This is a genomic window from Gemmatimonadales bacterium, from assembly GCA_041390145.1.
Classification (GTDB): Bacteria; Gemmatimonadota; Gemmatimonadetes; order Gemmatimonadales; family GWC2-71-9; genus SPDF01.
Genome location: JAWKQM010000006.1, coordinates 140,665 through 157,177, shown reverse-complemented (window position 1 = coordinate 157,177; position 16,513 = coordinate 140,665). Strand labels below are relative to the sequence as shown.

General features: G+C 69.3%; 19 protein-coding genes, 1 pseudogene and 1 riboswitch. All 20 genes and pseudogenes read right to left on the bottom strand.

Annotated elements, in window-relative coordinates; all coding sequences use genetic code 11:
• Positions 1–12 precede the first annotated feature (12 nt).
• The 20 genes and pseudogenes from R2910_06870 to ribH all read right to left on the bottom strand — a co-directional run bounded on the left by R2910_06870 (position 13) and on the right by ribH (position 16,508).
• Positions 13–1,062 (bottom strand): hypothetical protein, encoded by a 1,050-nt coding sequence (locus R2910_06870; GenBank protein MEZ4412686.1) that lies wholly within the window; start codon positions 1,060–1,062, stop codon positions 13–15.
• Positions 1,059–3,104, bottom strand: a complete 2,046-nt coding sequence (locus R2910_06865) for a TonB-dependent receptor (GenBank protein ID MEZ4412685.1) — start codon at positions 3,102–3,104, stop codon at positions 1,059–1,061. Before R2910_06865 ends, R2910_06870 begins: the two co-directional genes overlap by 4 nt.
• A complete protein-coding gene (locus R2910_06860) occupies positions 3,101–3,895 on the bottom strand; it encodes an ABC transporter ATP-binding protein (GenBank protein ID MEZ4412684.1) in 795 nt (264 codons plus the stop codon). Before R2910_06860 ends, R2910_06865 begins: the two co-directional genes overlap by 4 nt.
• Complete coding sequence (locus tag R2910_06855) at positions 3,892–4,866, bottom strand: iron ABC transporter permease (protein MEZ4412683.1); 975 nt, start codon at positions 4,864–4,866, stop codon at positions 3,892–3,894. The genes R2910_06860 and R2910_06855 overlap by 4 nt, the downstream gene beginning before the upstream one ends.
• Positions 4,863–5,756: a helical backbone metal receptor gene (locus R2910_06850; GenBank protein MEZ4412682.1), complete on the bottom strand. Its 894-nt coding sequence runs from the start codon at positions 5,754–5,756 to the stop codon at positions 4,863–4,865. The genes R2910_06855 and R2910_06850 overlap by 4 nt, the downstream gene beginning before the upstream one ends.
• A 112-nt stretch (positions 5,757–5,868) precedes the next feature.
• A riboswitch (cobalamin riboswitch) is annotated at positions 5,869–5,978 on the bottom strand.
• Positions 5,979–6,021: 43 nt separating this feature from the next.
• Positions 6,022–7,026 carry a hypothetical protein gene (locus tag R2910_06845; protein MEZ4412681.1) on the bottom strand — a complete coding sequence of 335 codons (1,005 nt, stop codon included), beginning with the start codon at positions 7,024–7,026 and terminating at the stop codon, positions 6,022–6,024.
• Between the two features lie 91 nt (positions 7,027–7,117).
• Positions 7,118–7,609 carry a bifunctional nuclease family protein gene (locus tag R2910_06840; protein ID MEZ4412680.1) on the bottom strand — a complete coding sequence of 164 codons (492 nt, stop codon included), beginning with the start codon at positions 7,607–7,609 and terminating at the stop codon, positions 7,118–7,120.
• 7 nt (positions 7,610–7,616) lie between these two features.
• Positions 7,617–8,852, bottom strand: a complete 1,236-nt coding sequence (gene metK / locus R2910_06835; GenBank protein MEZ4412679.1) for a methionine adenosyltransferase — start codon at positions 8,850–8,852, stop codon at positions 7,617–7,619.
• A gap of 31 nt (positions 8,853–8,883) precedes the next feature.
• Positions 8,884–10,695 (bottom strand): phosphoenolpyruvate--protein phosphotransferase, encoded by a 1,812-nt coding sequence (ptsP, locus tag R2910_06830; protein ID MEZ4412678.1) that lies wholly within the window; start codon positions 10,693–10,695, stop codon positions 8,884–8,886.
• Positions 10,692–10,958, bottom strand: a complete 267-nt coding sequence (locus R2910_06825) for an HPr family phosphocarrier protein (protein MEZ4412677.1) — start codon at positions 10,956–10,958, stop codon at positions 10,692–10,694. Before R2910_06825 ends, ptsP begins: the two co-directional genes overlap by 4 nt.
• Complete coding sequence (locus tag R2910_06820) at positions 10,955–11,698, bottom strand: PTS system mannose/fructose/sorbose family transporter subunit IID (GenBank protein ID MEZ4412676.1); 744 nt, start codon at positions 11,696–11,698, stop codon at positions 10,955–10,957. Before R2910_06820 ends, R2910_06825 begins: the two co-directional genes overlap by 4 nt.
• Positions 11,695–12,105, bottom strand: a complete 411-nt coding sequence (locus R2910_06815) for a hypothetical protein (protein ID MEZ4412675.1) — start codon at positions 12,103–12,105, stop codon at positions 11,695–11,697. The genes R2910_06820 and R2910_06815 overlap by 4 nt, the downstream gene beginning before the upstream one ends.
• 279 nt (positions 12,106–12,384) lie before the next feature.
• The gene (locus tag R2910_06810; protein ID MEZ4412674.1) at positions 12,385–12,858 is read right to left on the bottom strand and encodes a PTS sugar transporter subunit IIB; all 474 of its coding nucleotides are present in this window, start codon (positions 12,856–12,858) and stop codon (positions 12,385–12,387) included.
• Positions 12,858–13,232: a hypothetical protein gene (locus R2910_06805; protein MEZ4412673.1), complete on the bottom strand. Its 375-nt coding sequence runs from the start codon at positions 13,230–13,232 to the stop codon at positions 12,858–12,860. The genes R2910_06810 and R2910_06805 overlap by 1 nt, the downstream gene beginning before the upstream one ends.
• Positions 13,225–14,190 carry an HPr(Ser) kinase/phosphatase gene (gene hprK, locus R2910_06800; protein MEZ4412672.1) on the bottom strand — a complete coding sequence of 322 codons (966 nt, stop codon included), beginning with the start codon at positions 14,188–14,190 and terminating at the stop codon, positions 13,225–13,227. The genes R2910_06805 and hprK overlap by 8 nt, the downstream gene beginning before the upstream one ends.
• The gene (locus tag R2910_06795) at positions 14,187–14,504 is read right to left on the bottom strand and encodes an HPF/RaiA family ribosome-associated protein (protein ID MEZ4412671.1); all 318 of its coding nucleotides are present in this window, start codon (positions 14,502–14,504) and stop codon (positions 14,187–14,189) included. The genes hprK and R2910_06795 overlap by 4 nt, the downstream gene beginning before the upstream one ends.
• A 24-nt stretch (positions 14,505–14,528) precedes the next feature.
• Positions 14,529–15,086: a glycosyltransferase gene (locus R2910_06790; GenBank protein MEZ4412670.1), complete on the bottom strand. Its 558-nt coding sequence runs from the start codon at positions 15,084–15,086 to the stop codon at positions 14,529–14,531.
• A gap of 33 nt (positions 15,087–15,119) precedes the next feature.
• Positions 15,120–15,638: pseudogene (locus R2910_06785) on the bottom strand (glycosyltransferase family 4 protein).
• A complete protein-coding gene (gene nusB / locus R2910_06780; GenBank protein MEZ4412669.1) occupies positions 15,635–16,042 on the bottom strand; it encodes a transcription antitermination factor NusB in 408 nt (135 codons plus the stop codon). Before nusB ends, R2910_06785 begins: the two are co-directional and overlap by 4 nt.
• A complete protein-coding gene (gene ribH, locus R2910_06775) occupies positions 16,029–16,508 on the bottom strand; it encodes a 6,7-dimethyl-8-ribityllumazine synthase (protein ID MEZ4412668.1) in 480 nt (159 codons plus the stop codon). The genes nusB and ribH overlap by 14 nt, the downstream gene beginning before the upstream one ends.
• Positions 16,509–16,513: the final 5 nt, after the last annotated feature.

Below are 16,513 nucleotides of genomic sequence, written 5' to 3'. Positions count from 1 at the left end.
GCATCCCCCAATCTACTCCGCGGGGATGCGCGTGACGGCCGACCCGATGGCGCAGACCCCCAGGGCAACGGTCTTCTTCTCGGTGAGATCGGCCCGCAGGATATGGGCCTCCCCGCCACCGCCGCCGGCGCATCCCCCTGAAATCGCGTACACCTGGCCGTCGCTGTCCACGGCGACGCCGGAGTTGTCGGGAATCGGAATGCCGTCACCCGCCCCGAGCACCAGTGTGCGCGTGGCGATATTGAACTCCATCAGCCCCTCGGTGAACGAACTGACGAAGAGACGGTCGCCGCCATCGGTGGCCACGTCACCCGGTCCGGGGCCGAAGCCGCCAAAGTTGGCCAGCTCGACGCGGGCCACCGGATCGACAACCGACAGGCGGCCGTCGTCGACATAGTTGCCCACGTTCATCACATAGATGCGGCCGTCGCCGCCGACCACGGCGAACTGCGGGTTGCCCGGCGCCGGCAGGGGGATCGAGTCGATGCCGACCGCCTTGGCATTGGTGATGGGATCGATGACCGTGATCCACCCAGGACCGGCCACGGCAAAGTTGACCAGGTTGCCGTTGAGGACGAAGACTTTGCCCCGCGTGGCGACGACGCCTTGCGGGTAGACCCCGACGTCCACGCTCGCCGTGTCCCCCGTCAGGTAGTTGATGCGTGTGACGGTGTTCAGGCCGGGATTCGCGACATAGGCGATGGAATCGTCCACGATGGCCGACCCGGTCGCGTCGGAGCCGTCAGCCAGCGGGACGACGCGGGACACGGTGCCGGTCGCCAGGTCGACGATGGTGGCGGCATGATCGACCCCCATCGGGACGACCGCATACGCGCCGAGCGCCGACACACCGACGGGCGTGGGAGTCGTCCCGCCCAGCGGAATCTTGTAGGTCGCACTCGTCGAATGAATCGGGATGACGCTGAGCGAGGATTCGATCGAGTTCACGACCAGCACCACTTCGGAGGGCGCGGGCAGCGGCGCTTCCGGATCGGCACACCCCACGACAGACGCCGAGAGGCAGGCAAAGAACACGCTGCGCAGCGGATGTTGACCCATCATTGCCACTCCAGAGAAATAGAGACGACCGCCGTGCGCCCGGGACTGGGATAGCCGGCGAGAAATTCGGCGCGCGTATCGAAGAGGTCGCGCAGGTCGGCCCGCACGATCGCCGTCCCGATGGCGCGTTCAGCCCCGATGTCCATCACACCGTAGGCCGGACGCGGGTTGACGCCGCCCGGATTCGGGTATCGCTCGCCCACCCAGCGCCACCGCGCGTCAGCCCCCCAACCTGCGGACACCCACCCCGCGGACGCTCCCCACGTCCCCACCGGCCGGTACTGCACCTGTGCGCCACCAGGGACGTCATAGGTGACGGGGGTCCAGGCGCCCTGCACCGCCACGGTCACGGAGCGGAGGAATCGGACGCTCAACGAACCATCGACTCCCCGCCGTATCACGTCAAAGTTGCGCGGGCTCCAGATGAACCCGGCGCCGGGAGCCCACAGAATCATGTCGTCCACCCGTCCGTAGTATCCCCTGACGGAGGCAGTGGCGGGAGACCCCAGCACCGACCAGTCCTGCGTCACACCAAGCTCCACTTCCCAGGCGACGCGCTCGGGTCGAAGCGTGGGGTTGAGCGCCACCCCCACTCCCTCACGAAAGAAGAGATCCGCCAGCGGCGGGGCCGACACGGCGGAGCCGACGGACGCCTGCAAGGCCGTCCCGTTCTTCCGCCATCCCGCGTCGAGACGCGCACTCCCCAGCGGGGCGGTCTCTCCGGTCCACCAGTCGAGCCGCAGTGACGGAGTCAGAGACCAGGGAGCAGCCGCCGCTGGGCGAAAGGTACCGATGGCACGCACCCCACCGCGAGAAAATTGGGTGCCGTCTCGGACCACAGCTCCCTGATAGGTGTCGTGACGCGCCGCGGCGCCGAGCTCGATGTCTCCCTGCCATCCGCCGACGACGAGCGGCAGTCCAATGGACCAGTCCGCCGTTCCGCTCCAGCCGGTCGATTGCACGTCGTAGGCGGCACCGGTCGGCGGGGCTGGATCCGCTGCCCGCGTCCGGAGGTACTGCACCGACCCGCTCAGGGTCGAGCCTCCGGTGATGGTCACACCCAGGAAGGCGGCCCGATCTTCGGCGGTGGCGTTTGGCGTCTCGTTCCCGACTGACCCCGGAAGTCCGCGACTGGACGCACTCGCGCGCCCCTGAACGGCCACGGCACCCGATCTCCGAAACGACAGCGATCCGATCGTGCCCCCCGCGTTTCCCCGGATCGCCTCGCCCCCTCCCCTGTTCGCGGGGACGAGATAGGGGAAGTCGTCCGCCAGCCGTTCCCCCCGGACGAACAGGCGCACGCCGGCAATCGAACTCGCGAGCGTACCCCCGCCGGAGCCATGGCTGCCCATCCAGCCGGAGATATCGGCGTCGCCCCGCGCCTGGCTCCTGATGTCGATGACACCGCCAACGGCGGTTCCGGCGCCACCCGCGGACTGCGCTCCCGGCCGGATGTGGACCGAGGCCACATCACGGGTAGCGAGCCGACTCAGATCGGCGCGACCGGTCAGAGGATCGTTGATCGCAAACCCGTCGACCAGCACGATGACCTCCTCCGGGGCGCTTCCCCGCACCTGCGGCGAAGCCGGACCGTTCCCCCCACTCCTCCGCACCACCACGCCCTCCCATCCGTCGAGCGCTGAAGCGAGGTCGCTCCCGCGCTGCACCAGCGCCTCGTGACCCAGCATTCCTCCCTGCCCGCGTGCGGCCTGCACGCTGATCTCCGGAAGCACCGGTGGCATCGCGTCGAGGCGTACCGTTCGCTCGATGGTCAGTCCAGGGAGCAGTTCGAACTCAGTGCGGTTCGGGCGATAGCCAACCGCCGTCACGACGAGGACCGCGGGGCCGAGTGGCAGTCCACCGAGGCGAAACCGCCCGTCCGCGCCGACGGCGCCAGACACCGATGCGATCTCCACCTTGGCCGAGGTGACCGGCGCGCCAGTGGCCGCATCCAGCACCTGTCCCTCGACGATCCCCGGCGCCTGGGCCGGGAGGAGCACAGGGACGGACATCGCGAACGCCAGCGCGACGATCGCCGCCTTCATGGACGCTGCACCTCCGTGGGACGGAGGGGAACCACCTGTGGCGCGCCGTCTCGCCACGGCGATACCGCCACGGGCCACTGGAAGACGGATGAGAGCGTTTCCTCGCGCAGCACCTCGGCGGGTGTCCCGTGCGCCACTTCCCTGCCTTCGTTGAGCAGCAGCAGCTCGTCGGCGTACCGCGCCGCGAGGTTGAGGTGGTGCGTGATGACCAGCGCCCCGAGTCCGGCGTCGACCAGGGCGCGCACCAGCTCGAAGACCTCCATCTCGTGGCGCACGTCGAGCGCCACGGTCGGCTCATCGAGGAGCAGGGCTTCGGGTTCCTGGGCCAGGGCCCGCGCCACCCGGACCCGCTGCCATTCACCGCCGGAGAGCGTTTCCGTCCGGCGGTGCCGAAGCGACCAGGCGTCACACCGCTCGAGCGCGTCGCGTACGGCGGCCCGATCGCGCTCGCCGGGAGGCGCCAGCGGTCCAAGGCGCGCGTAGCGGGCCATGAGGACGGCTTCTTCCACAGTGAGCGGGAAGAGGATCTCCTCCCGCTGACTCACCACCCCAAGGACCGTGGCGATCTCCGGTCTCCGCCAGTCGGCCAACAGGCGGCCTTTGAGCGTCACCGTCCCTGACTCGAGTTCGGCAAGGCCGAGCAGCGCCCGGAGGAGCGTCGACTTGCCGCTTCCGTTCGGGCCCACGACGGCCAGCAGGCGCCCTGGCGCCACCTCGCAGTTCACCTGCCGGAGCGCCGGGAGCGGTGCGCCGGGATACCGGACGCCGAGATTCACGCCGCGCAGCGTCATTGCATCGACCGCCGCAGTTGGAGGGCAAAGATCGGCACCCCGACCAGCGCCGTGACGACGCCGACGGGCAGTTCCATCGGCCGGAACAGGCTCCGCGCCAGGAGATCGGACAGCACGAGGAACCCACCACCGGCCAGAAACGCCGCCGGGAGGAGTTGCCGGTGCAACGGCCCGCCCCACCGCCGCATCACGTGCGGCACCACGAGCCCGACGAATCCGATGATACCGGACACGGCGACGGCGGCTCCCGTGAGCGCCGCCACCGACAGATACACCCGCCGCTTGAGCACTTCCACCTCGGCGCCGAGGTGCTGCGCGTTCTCCTCCCCGAGCGTGAGGAGGTCGAGCCCGCGGGCACTCGCGGCGAGCAGGCCGAGCGGCACCAGGGCGTACGCGGCAAAAATCACGACCGCCGGCCACGAAGCCATGCCGAAGCCCCCGAGGAGCCATAGCATGGCACTGCGCAGTTCCGCCGCAGGCGCAAGAATGATTACCGCGCTCATCAGGGAACCGGCGAAGGCCCCGACGACGACGCCGCCGAGCAGGAGGACATGGGGATCGAGTCGGCGCCCCGTGACGACGCTGAGTCGGTAGACGATGGCGACGGCGCCCAGCGCACCAGCGAACGCAGCGATCGGCACCGCCCACACGCCGCCGAGGTGGAGCGCGATGGCCAGGACGGCGCCGAGACCCGCCCCGCCGGACAATCCGACCAGGTACGGGTCGGCGAGGGGATTCCTCACCAGGGCCTGGAGCGAGGCCCCCGCCACCGAGAGCGCGCCGCCCACAAGGAAGGCCAAGAGGACACGGGGCATCCGCAGGTACCGCACGAGGGCGGCGTCGCCCGTGGGCGCCGGGAAGAAGGCGCCCAGCAGTCCCTCCCACCCGATGTCGACCGCACCTGCCACGAGCCCGGCGAGCAGGGCCAGCGCGGCGGCACCGAGCAGGACGGTCCACCGGCCCCGGGTCACGAGGCGGTTCCCGTCTGCAGGGCGGCAATCAGCGCCCGCAGCGCCGCAGGACTTCGCGGACTCGGGCGGCTGAAGAGGTCTGCCGGCACATAGACAAACCGATGCGCACGCACCGCGCTGACCGCCTGCCACTCGGGTCGGCCGGCCCATGCCGGCAGCGTGTCCCCCAGCACGAGCACGGCATCGACGTTGCGACTGGCGATCGCCTCCAGGCTCACGGGTGCAGAGGGTGCCGCGAGGTCGTCGAAAACATTTCGTGCACCGGCCCGCGCGACCAGCTCGCTGAGAAAGCTCCCCGCCCCGATGGCGATCGGCGGCTGATCCCAAGCCAGGATCAGGATGCGCTTCTCCACTGCGGGAGCCCGAACGGTGGCGCTGTCCAGCTCGGCCTCGAAACGGCGGGCGAGGCTGTCGCCCGCGGCGGCATTGCCGGCGAGCGGCGCGAGCAGGCGGGCGAGGCGTGGCACATCCGAGAGGTGATCGGTGTTGACGAGCAGCGTCGGAATCTGCTGGGCGCGGAGCCGCTCGGCCGCCGTGACATTTTGGGTGGAGTTGTACAGGACGACCAGGTCCGGTCGCGCAGCGACGATCGCTTCGAGGTTGGGTTGGAGACCATCGCCGAGGCTGGGCACCTGGCTCGCGGCGGCGGGATAGTCGCACCAGGTGGTGCGCCCCACAACGCGATCCCCAAGCCCGAGGGCAAAGAGCAGCTCGGTTGTGGCCGGGATGAGCGACACGATTCGGGTGGCCGGCGCGGCGAGGCGCACCGTGTCGCCTAGATCGTCCACCGCCGTGAGCGGCGCGGACGCGGGTGCCCGTCCCTCGCTGCACGCCGCCATGCCGAGCAGGAGCGCGACGAACAACCAGCTGGAGCGACGGCTCTGTCTCAAAGAAAATCGCCCACTTCCGGGAGGGCGGAGATGGGCGGGACTCGGCAGAATGACACCGGGGCACGCCACCAGTCCCTCCCCCGAGGGAACTTGCGGTGGCGCGAACGGAGAGGTCTCCTGGCTTCGGGCCTCCGCTCGCCTTCCCGGTTTCCCAGTGGCGTCGTGAGCGGAGAATGTTGCCCGTTACAGTGGCGGGGCCGCGCCGGAATTGCACCGGCTTCCGAAAATCTGCGTTCGCTGTCGATCAGTTATGACTGCCGCAAACCTACGGTCGGGAGCGGCCCCGGGCAAGGGCGGCTGATTTGAGTCGCGCCCGCTCCACTTCGTACGCCGCCCATTCCTTCGCCGGGACTTCATCCTGCCTGCCGACGTACTTCGCGTCGAGGCGGGCCAGCTCGTCGATGAAGTTCACGGGGGCGGCGGCTGCGGTCATGTCGCCGGTCCGGCGTGCCCGGCGGAAGGCGAGTCCTGCCCCACCGAGCAACAGGAGCCCGACGACTCCGACCAGCCAGTAGAGGGCCTTTCCGAGTCCGGACGCCGCGCTGAAGTCCACTTCACCCGACGCGCCGGTCGGAGGCACGGCCGTCCAGCGCCGAAGCGTGCTTCCCATGAGCTCGACCGGTGCAACGGCCGCGAGCCCGGCGCCCTGCACGGTCGCACCGGGCTCCTCGACCAGCAGATCGAACGAGTCGACCGGCGACAGCCAGCTTGGCTTATTCACCGCGACCGGGAGGCGATAGCTGACCATGATGTTCTTGCGGCCGGGCGCGATCGGCGCCAGAACCAGGATCGAATCACCCTGGAACCGGATGGCCGTCGGGCTGACGTCCCCCTCCGACACCTCGGGCTGCAGCGCACCGGCGGGGAGTTCGAGTGCCCATGAGGCGCCCAGGCTGTCGCGGCCGACGCGGGTGTCCGGACCGTCGTTCCGGATGGTAAGGAGATCGAGGACCGCCCGCGTCCCGGATTCATCGGGAGGCCGGATGATCACATGGCGGCTCCCGAGCCGCACCGGGGCGGAGGAGGAGGTGTCGGACACCACGAGCCGGATCCTCCCCGCCCCAGGCGCGCGCATCGGTTCGCTGAAGTACTCGATCCCCGCATACCGCGCACTCGCCAGGTAGATCGCCGCCGTGTCACCGACGCTGCGAAAACGGAAGGCTCCGTCACGATCCGACACCGTCGAATCGATCGCGCCCTGGGCGGTGCGGCCGACCCGGTGCAGCGTGACGGGGACGCCCGCCACGGACGTGGAGTCGCCATCGTGCACGCGGACAACCGTTCCGGAGACGCTGAGGGGGACTTGCCCCGCGAGAGGCGAGGCGGTGAGGAGCGCAACCCCGGCTCCCACGAGGGCGGCACTACGGCGTGAAGCGGCCGAAATCCTGCGGATCAAGCTTTTCCAGGTACTGTTTGAGAGACTCGGCGTCGAGCCGACGCTCGGGTGCCGGCGGGCCGGCATCGGTCCCGCTGTGATTGAGGAGGTCATCCGTGGTGAAGATCGGCGCCCGGAGCCGGAGCGCCAGCGCGATGCTGTCGGAAGGGCGGGCATCGACCTGGACCATCTGTTCGTCGCGGCGGATAAGCAGTTCGGCAAAATAGGTATTGTCCCGGACGTTCGTGATCGTGACCCGGCGCAGTTCGCCGCCCAATCCGACGATCACGTGCTTCAGAAGGTCGTGCGTCATGGGTCGTTGCGCCTTGACCCCCTGCAGTTCCATGGCGATGGCGCTCGCCTCGGCGGGCCCGATCCAGATCGGCAGGACCCGCTCCCCATCGCGCTCCTTCAGCAGGACCACGGGGCTGTTCGTGTTCTGATCGAGGCCGAGATGCGCCACCTGAACCTCGATCATCGGGGCACTACCGCGCTTCGCTGAGCAGGGCGCGCACCCGGCTGGGCTGTTCCCACGTGAAGAACTCCTGCACCCGCCCGTTCACCTTGGCCTTGACCGGTTTCCGGCCGAAATGGCCGTAGGCGGCGGTCGGTCCATAGATGGGGCGCTTGAGCTTCAGCGCGGTGATGATGCCTCGCGGCGTGAGGTCAAACGCCCGCCGGACCACGCGCTCCAGGCGCTCGTCGGGCATGACGCCGGTCCCGAACGTATCCACCATGATGGACACCGGCTCGGCGACACCGATGGCGTAGGCCACCTGCACCTCGCACCGTTCGGCGAGCTTGGCCTCGACGATGTTCTTGGCCACCCACCGGGCGGCATAGGTGGCGCTGCGGTCCACCTTCGACGGGTCCTTGCCGCTGAAGGCGCCGCCACCATGTCGCGCCATGCCGCCGTAGGTGTCCACGATGATCTTCCGACCGGTCAGTCCGGCGTCGCCATGCGGGCCGCCGATGACGAAGCGGCCGGTCGGGTTGATGAGGAACTTGACCCGCGTGTCGCCGAAGCCCGCCTTCTCCAGCACCGGGCGAATGACATGCTCGATGATGGCCTGCCGGATGGTCGACTGCGCCAGTTGCCGGCCTGCGTGCCGCTCGGCGTGCTGGGTCGACACCACCACGGTGCGCACCGCCACCGGCTTGTTCCCCTCGTACTCGACCGACACCTGGGACTTCCCGTCCGGCCGGAGCCACTCGAGCCGATCGAGGCCGTGGGCACCCTTGCGGACTGCCGCCAGCCGCTCGGCAATCCGGTGGGCGAGCATGATCGGGAGCGGCATCCGCTCGCGGGTCTCGCGCGTGGCATACCCGAACATCATCCCCTGGTCGCCGGCGCCCTGCGCCTTGTCGCCGGTCTCGTCCACCCCCATGGCGATATCGGGCGATTGACGCCCGATCGACGAGAGCACCGCGCAGGTGTGCGCGTCGAAGCCGTGCGTGGCGTCGTTGTAGCCGATCCGCTCAATGGTCCGCCGGACGATGCCCGGGATGTCCACGTAGGTCTTGGTGGTGATCTCGCCGGAGACCATGACCATGCCGGTGGTGACCAGCGTCTCGCACGCCACGCGCCCGTGCGGGTCCTCAGCGAGGATCGCGTCGAGCACGGCATCGGAAATCTGGTCGGCCACCTTGTCCGGGTGGCCCTCGGTCACGGACTCGGACGTGAACAGGTATCGCTTGTGCTTCACGCGCTTGGCAGTCATCAGGCAACCATTGAGAGAAGAATGAGAGCGGTCAGTTCGATGGAATACTAGTGGGCGGTCGATACGTGGGCAACGCGCCGGCCGGATCGATCAGCGCAAGATCAAGGTGCGCCCCGACGGCGGTGCGCAAGATGGCTCGGACCTCCTCGGAGGTGGCCGCCTCGAGCGCCTCCGTGGCGGCCGCCTCGGCCACCGACGCCGGGACGCTGCGCACGATCAGCTTGAGCAGTGGGAGGGCCGGTGGCGCCACGCTCAACTCCACGAATCCCAGTCCCATCAGGAGCACCGCGGACAGCGGTTCCGAGGCCATCTCCCCGCAGATGCTGACGGGGATGCCGGCGGCACTGGCCGCCAGGTGCACCGATCGCAGCTGCCGGAGAATGGCGGGATGCTCGGTCCGGAAACGGTCCGCGAGACGCGCGTTGCCGCGGTCCACCACCAGCGTGTATTGCGTGAGGTCGTTGGTCCCCACACTGAAGAAATCGGAAACTGCGGCCAGCCGGTCGGCCAGGATGACCGCCGCGGGTGTCTCGATCATGACGCCGATGAGGATGCGTTCCGCCGCCTGCTCTCCGTTGGCCAGCAGGACCGCCCGCTCCTCATCGACCAGGTCGCGCACCTGCTGGACCTCGTCGACCCGCGTGATGAGCGGCAGCATCATGCGGATGTCCCGCCCCACGGCGGCGCGCAGGATGGCCCTGATCTGGGGCCGGAAGATTTCGGGATGGTCGAGACACACCCGAATCGAACGCCATCCGAGGAAGGGATTCGCCTCGATCGGCGCGTCGAAAGCCACGGGAAACTTGTCGCCGCCGAGGTCGAACGTCCGCACCACGACCGGCTGGCCGGGAAACGCCTGTGCCACCCGTTTGAAATATTCGGTCTGCTCGGACTCGGTTGGCACCACCGCGCGGCCGGTCAGGAGAAATTCGGTGCGCAGGAGACCGACGCCCTCTGCCCCGTGCCGCACAGCCGTCTCGATCTCTTCCGGCAGGTCAACGTTGCCCCGGAGTGACAGGCGCCGCCCGTCCGGCGTGACGGCGGGTGCCGACAGCCCCGCCTCAAGCTTCAGCTCGAGCCGGTGGCGCCGGTGCAGCCGGGTCTTCGCTTCTTCCAGCTCACCCCGCGTCGGTTCCAGAATCACCGTGCCGGTGCGACCGTCGATAAGAATCATCTGGCCGTCCCGAACGCGCTGGATGGCCCCCGCCACGCCCATCACCGCCGGAATGCCAAGGGAGTGCGCCAGGATGGCGGCATGCGAGGTTCGGGTGCCCTCCTCGCTCAGCAGCCCCACCACATGCTCCCGGTCGAGCTGCACCGTCAGGCCGGGAGAAAGCTCGTGGGCCACGACGATCACCTGCTCGTCGAGCGTGCCGGACCACGGCTCGCGCTCCGCCTGCCCCATCAGCTTCAACACGACCCGCCGCTGAATCGCGGTCAGATCCGCCAGCCGCTCGCGAAGTTGCGCACTGCCGGAACTCGCCCAGAGGTTCCGGAGCTCGAGCGCCTTGAATTCGTAGGCCGTCTCCGCGCTCAGCAGGTTCTTCCGGATGAGCAACTCGACGCCGGCCAGGAAGTCGGGATCCTGGACCATCAGGATCTGCGCCTCGAAAATCCGCGACTCCTCCACCCCGGCCCGGACCAGCACGCGCTCCCGCAGCGTCTCCAACCCCGCCACGGCTTCCCGTACCGCCGCGTGCAGGCGGGCGACTTCACCCTCGAGTTGCGGCTCCGTCACCGTCCGGTCAGGGACGTCCGGAAACCCCCAGTGCACCACCATGGCGGGCGCAAAGCCCACCCCGGGGGACACCCCGATTCCCTGCAACCGGCGCGGATCGGTCACGATTCGCCAAACCCCTCCGCCACCAGCGTGACGAGCGCGTCGAGGGCGGCCTCGGCATCCGGCCCCTCGGCCCGGATCGTGATGCTGCTGCCACATTCGGCCGCGAGCATCATGACACCCATGATGCTCTTGCCGTTGATCGCCAGGTCGTCCTTGACGAGTTCAATGTGCGACTGGAAGCCGGAGGCCAGCTTGACCAGACGGGCCGCCGGCCGGGCGTGCATTCCCAGCGGATTCACGATCGTCGCTTGGCGTTCGATCACGGCGAAAACCTCGTCCAGAGTAGAGTGAATGCGGCCAGCACCAGCCCGACGCGGAGTGACGACCAGCGCGCCCCGCCCCACCGTCGCGCCGCCAGCGTGATGGCACCGCTCAAGAGCGTCACCAGGACCGGGGCGCGGATCGCAGCCACCCACGGCGCCAACAACCAGGCACCGGCGATCGGCAGCGCCATCCCCGCGCAGAACCCCGCCGGCCCGGCAATTCGCGACACGGCCTTCGGGAGCCACGAGGCGGAGATGGCCGTCCCCACCTGCAGGCCGGTGTCGAGTCCGGTCAGGAGCGCCCAGCGGGTGACGAGCACCCGGACCACGTTGTACAGCACCACGAGCGGCAGCAGGATCCACGCGCCGGCCCCAAGGGCGAGGCCCACCAGCGCCAGCGACATCAGGGCCGGGACCAGGCCGGCCCAGAACAGCTGGTCGCCGAGGGCGCCGAGGGGGCTGCAGAGCGCGGTGCGCAGACGCTGGATCTGCGCTCCCGGCACTCCGTCATGTTCGGCTCGTGCCGAGGCCCCCAGGGCGAGGCCGGCCAGGTACGGGTGACAGTTGAAGAACTCGGCCGACCTTGCCGTCGCCTCCCGGAGCCGGTTCGGATCCCCGGCCCCCAGGTCTTTCAGGAGCGGTTGCGAGGCGTACCCCATGCCGACGCCGATCATCCGCTCGTAACTCCACGCCCCCTGGACGGCCATCAACCGCATCAGTGCCCGCCCGCGCCCTTTCACGCGAGGGTCCCGAATCCGACCACGACGAGGACCCCGGTGGCCACTCCGAGCCCCAGCCATGCGAGGCGGCGCCCCCGCCCCGCCGTGCGAAGCGCGCCATGCAGCGCCGATGCCAGACCGACGCCCACGAGGACCGGGGTCAGCAACGGCGGCATCCACTCGACGCGCATCCAGGTCATCAGCGCCAGCGCGAGCAGCAACCCGACGGCGGTGACCCCCGCGCTTCGAACGGCATCCCGCGCGATCCCCGCCCACTGGAGGCGGTAGATCGCGCCCAGGGAGCCACCGTCCAGTTCTTCGGTCAGCCGATGCACGTGTCGTGCGTTCGCGTGACGCAGCCAGTCGAGTGTCCGGGCCGCGATCAGCGCGACGACCAGGCCGAGGAGTACCCCAACCCCTGTACCCAAGGCGGGGGCAGAAAGGCTGCCGCGGCCACGGCGCCCACCGTGGCGGGGCCGTACTCGGGGTACCTGCTCGCCCCGACAGGCAGCACGTCCAGCGCGAAGAGCTCCAGCACCGCCCCGACCCGCAGCCCGGCCCTCGAACGTCGCCGACCAGCCAGCCGGCTGCCGCCCCAGCCACCAGCGGGCGTGCCAGCAACCCCTGCGGCACGCTGACCAGGTCCAGTCCAACGATGGTGCCCCATCCCAGCAGTGCCGCCAGCAGCAGGAGGAGGTGTTCGGGATTCATGCAAGCGACTCGAGCCGGACGGCCCCGGCGCCGGGGACGTCCTCGGCGGACACCTCGATGCCGGCGGCCCGGAGCCGCTGGAGCTGGGCGAGTTCCTCGTCCGTCAGGTAGAGATATGGCAATCGTTCGGTCCGCCCATCGCGATGATGGATGCCGCCGAGATTGACCGCGGGGGGATGGGGAACGTCCTCGAGCAGCCGCGCCATCGTCTCAATGGAGCCGGTGAGGATGAGGACGGCGAGTGGACCACTCTGCCACGCGGCCAGCCGCTGACGGGCCTGCGCGGTGTTGACGAACTCCACCTGCAGCTCCGGGGGGACCGCCATCCGGTAGAGATCCTGCTCCCAGGGACTGGCGGCCACCTCGTCGTCGACCAGCACGATGTCGCCGATGCCAAGGGTGCGCGCCCAGCCGAGCACCACTTGCCCGTGAATCAGGCGATCGTCGATACGACAGAGTCGGATCGGCATCAGGGCGCCTTGATGGCCCGCTCGCCGGTGGCCACGGCGCGCGCGGCCGCTTCCTCCGGCGTCTCCTCGACATGAAACGAAAAATCGATCAGCATCGCGAGGTTCACCCCGGTGACGACCTTCACGTGGGGCTCCTCGCGGAGCCGGTGCATCGCGGCAAAGAGGCAGGAGCCGCTCGGCATGTCCACGAAGACCATCGCCGGCACCCCGCCGATGGCCTCGGCGATGCGCGCCTCGATGGTGGCGGGATCGCAGCCGGTGTTCGAGACCGGTACCAACCGCCCGGTCAGGCCGGTGATCTGCTCCGCGGCGGTGACCAGCGCTGCCGCCAGCGCGCCGTGACACACCACGACCCCGCGCAGCGCCTCACTCATAGTCTTCCTGCAGGTACTCGCGGATGCCCCGCTGTTCCTTCATCCGCCGGATCAGGCGCTCATTGAACGCCGCAGCCACGTCCACACCCGAATACCGGAGCAGGTGCATCATCGCCACCACCTCGGAAATCACCGTGAGATTCTTTCCTGGGTTCAGCGGGACGATCACCTTGGGGACCTTCACGTCGAGGATCTCAACATCCTGCTGCGCCAGCCCGGTGCGCTCCGCCTCCTGGGCGTGCTCCCAGTCCTCGAGCTGCACGACGACCTCGATGCGCTTCTGCTGCCGAATGGCCCGCACGCCGAAGAGCGCGGAGATGTCCACCAGACCGATCCCGCGGATTTCCATGTGGTGCTGGGCGAGTTCGTGCCCCTTGCCGATCAGGACCCCATTGCCGCGGCGCGACACCTGCACCACGTCGTCGGCCACCAACCGGTGCCCCCGCTCCACCAGGTCGAGGACGCACTCGCTCTTGCCGATGCCGGAGCGGCCGATGAACAGGAGCCCGACGCCATAGACGTCCGCCAGGGAGCCGTGCAGCGTCGTCCGGGGTGCGAAGGCCTCTTCCAGCACCGGCTTGATCCGACGATAGAACTCCGCCGTCTTGAGCTGCGTGCGAACGACCGGCACCTGCCGGCGTTCCGCGAGCTCCATCAACTCCGCCGGGACGGCGAGTCCCTTGGTCACGAAGATGACGGGGAGTTCGAACGCGAAGAGCGCCTCGAGCGCCGACTGGCGCCCCGCGGAATCGAGCGAGCCGAGGTAGGTGATCTCGGTCTCGCCGAACACGTGAATGCGCTGCGCGATGAAGCGGTTGGTGAACCCCGCCAGCGCCAGGCCCGGGCTTGCCACCTCGGAGTCCGGCAGGAAGCGGTCCAGGCCAAGGGCTCCGGTCAGGCTCTCAAGCTGGAGTACCTCACCGCTCCCTTCGACCAGGTCGCGCAGACGGAGGGTCACACGTTGTCCAGTTCGGTGGATTTCCGGTCGCGGAGCCGTCGCGTGCCCGGCTTCTCAAGCTGCCGGCGGAGACGGGCCTCCGCCTGGTCGAGCGCAGTGCGATGGTCATCGCCACGGCCGGTGGAGAGAATGGGTTCCTGCCCGAAGGCGAGCAATCGAAGCTCCGCGGTCGAGACTCCGGCCTCGAGATCGAAGATCACGCTGACATCGGACGGCCGTCCGGCTCTGGCCTCGAGCCGTTCGGCAATCTCCTGGGCGCGTTCGCGCAGCAGTTCGGTCAGTTCGCAGTGGCGGGCGGTGATCGTGACGGGCATGCATTCCCCCGTGAAGTTGACGGGTCAGCGGCCGGCGAGTTCCCGGAGGTGGGACTCAGTGAGATCGGCCGCACGCTCCCAGGAATGAGATTCGGCAAACCGGCGGCCGGCCATGCCCAACTGCTCGACAAGGGCCGGATTTGCCGCCAGGTCCAGCATTCGGGCGGCGAGCGCGGCGGGATCCCCGTGGGGGACCAGATACCCGGTCTCTCCCGGCCGCACAGAGTCCCGGAGACCGGGACTGTCCGAGGCCAGCGAGGGGGTCCCGCACGCTGCCGCCTCCACAACGGTAATACCCCACCCCTCCTTCGGCGAAGGGAAGAGGTTGGCCCAAGTGCGCCGGAGCAGTTCCAGCTTCCGCTCCTCCGAGACGAATCCGTGAAATCGAACCGCCCCGGTGAGTCCCAGCTCTGCGGCGAGCGCCTCCAGCCGCGGGCGGTCGTCCCCCGACCCCGCGATGTCGAGCGTCAGCTCCGGGCGCGTCTTCCGCGCGACGGCCAACGCGCGCACGGCCAGGTCCACGCCCTTGTAACGCTTGAGCCGCCCCACGTACAGGAACGAGGGCGGGCTCGTGCGGCGCACTCCGGGATCGGGGTGGAACAGCTCGGCGTCCACACCAGGATGAATGACCCGGATCCGCTCCGCCGGCACGCCGCGCGCGATCAGGTCGTCACGGGTGCTCTCGCTGATCGCCTCGAACCCCGCCCGTCGATATCCCCATGGAATCGGCCGTTCTGCGAGCCAGACCGTGGCCGCCATCGGCCACGGCGCTTCCTGGAAGGCGGTGGTGCCGAAGGTGCGGGACCAGGACGCAAGAATGGACGGTCAGTGAGCCCCGCAAGGAAAGAGGGGCAGCTTGTTGATGTCCTCCACCACGACGTCGGGCAATTCCGCGGCCAGGGCCCGGCGCACCGCACCCCGTGCCGCGAGCGCAAAGGAGTTTCTGCCGGCCACCCGCGTGACCTCGATGCCGTCCACGACCTCGGTCGGCGCGCAGCCCGGCCAGCCGGAACAGATCAGGCGTACCCGGTGTCCCCGGTCCGCGATCCGCCGGAAGATCTCGAAGAGGTGGATCTCCGCCCCGCCCGCGAGGGGGTTGAGCCGGTCGAGCCAGTTGACGACGAGGAGGTTCACAACCGGCCGAGCGAGTGCGCGATCCGGTCGAGCACCCCGTTGACGAACGCCGGCGTCTTCGGTCCGCCAAACCACTGCGCCAACCGGATGGCCTCGTCGATCACGACCTTGGGCGGCGTCTCCCCCAGCTCCAGTTCGTGGATGCCGAGTCGCAGGATGATGCGCTCCACGACACCGATGCGCTCGACACGCCAGTTGTCCGCGGCAGCACGGATGCGTCGATCCAGTGACTCCTGGTTGGCCACGACTCCGCTGGCCAGCAGTTCCGCCCCATCGAGGGCCCGCTCCGGTCCGGTGAGCCGTGCCAGGCCCTGCATCGCGGCCGCGGGGTCGGTGCCGGTCAGTTCGCAGGCGTAGAGCAGTTGAAGCGCACGCGCCCGGGCGCGCGTCTCAGGTCGGAGCATCGGCTCTCCTGATCCGGGCCAGGGCGTCCGCAGCGGTGATGGCCGCCTCGGCGGCTTCGTATCCCTTGTTCCCGGCGGCGCCCCCCGCCCGCTCGAGCGCCTGATCCATGGTGTCCACGGTCAGCAGGCCGAACCCGATCGGCAGGACATGGGTCCGGGCGATGGTGCCGAGTCCGCGGGTGGTTTCGCCGGCGACGAACTCGAAGTGGGGTGTCCCGCCACGCACCACGGCGCCGAGGGCCACGAGGCAGGCGTACTGTCCGGTGCGGGCGAGCTCTTCCGCGAGCATCGGCAGTTCGAACGCGCCGGAGACCCAGAAAATGTCCACATGCCGGTCGGCGATCCGGGCGTCGCGGCAGCAGTGACGGGCCCCCTCCAGGAGGCGGCTCGTCACGAGCTCGTTGTAGCGGCTCACCAGGATGGCAATGCGGCCAACCGGGCCGAGTCGACCGGTGTATTCAGGCATGGAGG

Coding starts and splice junctions, on each gene's coding strand:
- R2910_06870 (MEZ4412686.1), bottom strand. CDS start 1,062: ATGATGGGTCAACATCCGCTGCGCAGCGTGTTCTTTGCCTGCCTCTCG.
- R2910_06865 (MEZ4412685.1), bottom strand. CDS start 3,104: ATGAAGGCGGCGATCGTCGCGCTGGCGTTCGCGATGTCCGTCCCTGTG.
- R2910_06860 (MEZ4412684.1), bottom strand. CDS start 3,895: ATGACGCTGCGCGGCGTGAATCTCGGCGTCCGGTATCCCGGCGCACCG.
- R2910_06840 (MEZ4412680.1), bottom strand. CDS start 7,609: ATGATCGAGGTTCAGGTGGCGCATCTCGGCCTCGATCAGAACACGAAC.
- metK (MEZ4412679.1), bottom strand. CDS start 8,852: ATGACTGCCAAGCGCGTGAAGCACAAGCGATACCTGTTCACGTCCGAG.
- R2910_06810 (MEZ4412674.1), bottom strand. CDS start 12,858: ATGCCGATCCGACTCTGTCGTATCGACGATCGCCTGATTCACGGGCAA.
- R2910_06805 (MEZ4412673.1), bottom strand. CDS start 13,232: ATGAGTGAGGCGCTGCGCGGGGTCGTGGTGTGTCACGGCGCGCTGGCG.
- R2910_06795 (MEZ4412671.1), bottom strand. CDS start 14,504: ATGCCCGTCACGATCACCGCCCGCCACTGCGAACTGACCGAACTGCTG.
- nusB (MEZ4412669.1), bottom strand. CDS start 16,042: ATGCTCCGACCTGAGACGCGCGCCCGGGCGCGTGCGCTTCAACTGCTC.
- ribH (MEZ4412668.1), bottom strand. CDS start 16,508: ATGCCTGAATACACCGGTCGACTCGGCCCGGTTGGCCGCATTGCCATC.